At 41.4% G+C, this 2,860-nt stretch carries 2 protein-coding genes; both read left to right on the top strand.

The features are described 5' to 3' along the window. The first annotated feature begins 176 nt into the window (after positions 1–176). A complete protein-coding gene (locus EIZ39_RS26095; RefSeq protein WP_129204507.1) occupies positions 177–2,546 on the top strand; it encodes a 3'-5' exonuclease in 2,370 nt (789 codons plus the stop codon). Positions 2,547–2,676: 130 nt separating this feature from the next. Beyond that, positions 2,677–2,787 carry a putative holin-like toxin gene (locus EIZ39_RS27855; protein WP_129204505.1) on the top strand — a complete coding sequence of 37 codons (111 nt, stop codon included), beginning with the start codon at positions 2,677–2,679 and terminating at the stop codon, positions 2,785–2,787. Positions 2,788–2,860 lie beyond the last annotated feature (73 nt).

The following is a 2,860-nucleotide window of genomic DNA, read 5'->3' as shown; positions in this document are numbered from 1 at the left end:
TTATACATTGGAGAGAGAGAAATGTAAAATAAAGGGTTCTAATAGACCTTATCCATTTAATCCTTAACAGATTAATAAGCATATACCAGTCAACAAATCCTATGTTAATATATACCTAGTTTAGAAGATAATATAAATTTTAGATAACATAGATAGCTAGGAATGAGGAGAGAGTTATGGCTCAGATGATCCCTGATTCTATACGCAAAACGGCGACATCAGGAGAAAAATTGCTGTTCAAAGCATTCAAAGAACATTTACCGGAGGAGTATCTGGTTTACTACGAACCGGACATTAAAGGGAGAAGACCGGACTTCTTAATTATGGGTCCTCGATTGGGCCTACTTATCCTTGAGGTCAAGGACTATACCCGAAGTACCCTAGTAAACCTCAATCCTGATGAATGGACTATACAATATGGTAAAGCAGAGATCACCACGGTTAAGAATCCCTTAAAGCAAGCAAGGGAGTATGCCTTTCATGTAGCTGATTTTCTCAAGAAGGAGAAGTCTCTCCTGCGGTGGGAAGGGGAGACGGGCAAGTTAAAATTCCCTTATGGCTTCGGCACGGTGTTTACGAAGCTTACCCAAGAACAGTGTCTAAGCGATCAGATCTACCATGTAATTGAGCCTCATCTCATTTTAACGCAAAACGATATCGATCCCGCATCGAATACTTTTTCTCCTACTGGATTAGTAGAGAAGTTAAATAGGATGATTCCCTTCCGTCAAGATCATAGGGAGTACCTCGAGCCTGAGGATATGAGTACGATCCGCTTTCACCTCTTCCCTGAGGTAAGAATCAGTGCAAACTGGGGAAAACCCAGCAAATACAAGGAAGAGTGGTTGCTCTCGCTCACGGATGTCAAAACCATGGATTTGCATCAGGAGAATTTAGCGAAGCAAATCGGGGAACAGCATCGACTCATCCGAGGAGTGGCAGGGAGTGGAAAAACTGTCATCTTGGCCAGTCGGGTCAAGACTCTCTTTAAACAGCATCCCGATTGGAGAATCCTTGTACTTTGCTACAATATTGCATTGGCCAATGTGATTAGACAAATGATCCAGCAAAAGCTCATGGAACCTGAGGATCTCCTAGATTTGATCCCTCAATCGGAAGAAAGCCGCGAACAGAACCAAATAGAAGTCTACAATTACCATGAGTTTGTTAGTAAAAAACTAGGTCTGACAGAATATGCAACACCAAAGGAATCACAACAACTACCCGTTTATGATGCGATTCTCATCGATGAGGGTCAGGATTTCGAGCCGGAGTGGCTGCAGCTGATCAGCCAATGTCTCAACCCTGATACGAAGTCCCTGTTAATTGTGGAGGATCGAGCTCAAAACATTTATAAAAGAAAATGGAACCTTCTTCAGCATACGGGATTGGACTTTAGAGGTCGTTCGAAGTATTTAAGCATTAACTACAGAAACACAGCCCAAATTTTGAACTTTGCTTGGGACTTTTATCAAGCCCATTCTACGGTAGGAAGTAAAACAACAAACGAAGACCTGATCGAGATTATTCCACCTCGCCATACACAGAGGAAGGGACCTGAGCCCATCGTTTGTCGAGCAGATCACTTCCAAGACGAAATTCATTTTGTTGCCAAGAGTATTAAAAAGTTACATACGCAATTCCATGTGGCCTATTCCGACATGCTCATTCTTTACCGCATCAAGAAAAATAAATATATACCCTATGTCGATATCCTCAAAAATGTACTGGATGAACATCATCTTCCTTATTTCTGGATATCAGAAAGCAATGAAACCAAAAGAAAGTTTCTAAAGCAAGAAAATAGTATAAAAATCTCGACCATCGAAAGCGCAAAAGGCCTGGATTTCCGAGCAGTATTTGTCGTCAATCTCGATAATATCCCTTTTAAACTAGTGGAGGATGAAGAAAGAGAAGCCGCATTGCTCTATATTGCCATGACAAGAGCAGTAGAATGGCTTTTCCTAAGTTACAGTGGACGGTCAAAGTATACCGATTATCTGGAGTCCATCACCCAAGTTCATGAACGGAAATCGAAACCTTCAGTCGAAGCAGAAGTGGTGAAGGCGGAATCAGAAGTCGCTGCCACAAGTGAAGTAGTAATCGAAGAGATCGAAGAGAAGCAAGAAGAACCCAAGGAAACGGAAGAGAGGGACAATGCGATGGCTAAATCGACCTTTGATGTCGTAAATTTCTCAAGAGAGAATCACAATAAACTCGTTTTTGAAACGCTAAGAGGCTGGCGCAAAAAGAAAGCGGCACTCGACAACGCTCCCGCTTATACCATTATGGAAGATAAATCGCTATTAATCCTAGCCACCTTTATTCCTCATACCCAGGAAGAGTTCTTATCCTTGCCTTATTTTAAAGAGAAACGTTGGGAACAGTATGGTGTTGAGTTGCTCGACATTCTTAAAAAATATAAGCAGTCATACAATATCTTTGACTATTTTCCACGCTATGTCAGTGTGTCACCAACTGTAAAAACTACCAAAGTTGAAGAGCCTCAGTCTATTTTGCAGAAGATTATGGGGATATTTAAGTAGAGGAAAAGGATTTTTTAAAGAATAAAAAACATATGTTCGCATTTATGTTGTTGTGGTATAATTAACCAGTACAATAGAATCGGCTCCTCATGGGTGGTCGGCTCATCCCTTTGTGAAAGGGGGTGAGAATATGGTGTCAGTATACGATGCAATAGATTTAGCATTAAATCTAGGCATGTTCACATTAACATTCGTTGGTGTCGTCATAGCCCTTCTGACATACATGACCAAAAAGAAATAGACCACCCGTGAGCTGAGAACTCTGTGGTCTATTCTTCGTAAACCGAGCCGACCCCTTCATGGGGAACGTCTGT

The organism is Ammoniphilus sp. CFH 90114, from assembly GCF_004123195.1.
Classification (GTDB): domain Bacteria; phylum Bacillota; class Bacilli; order Aneurinibacillales; family RAOX-1; genus YIM-78166.
Note: the sequence above shows the minus strand (reverse complement) of the source record. Positions and strands in the feature narration are given on the sequence as shown.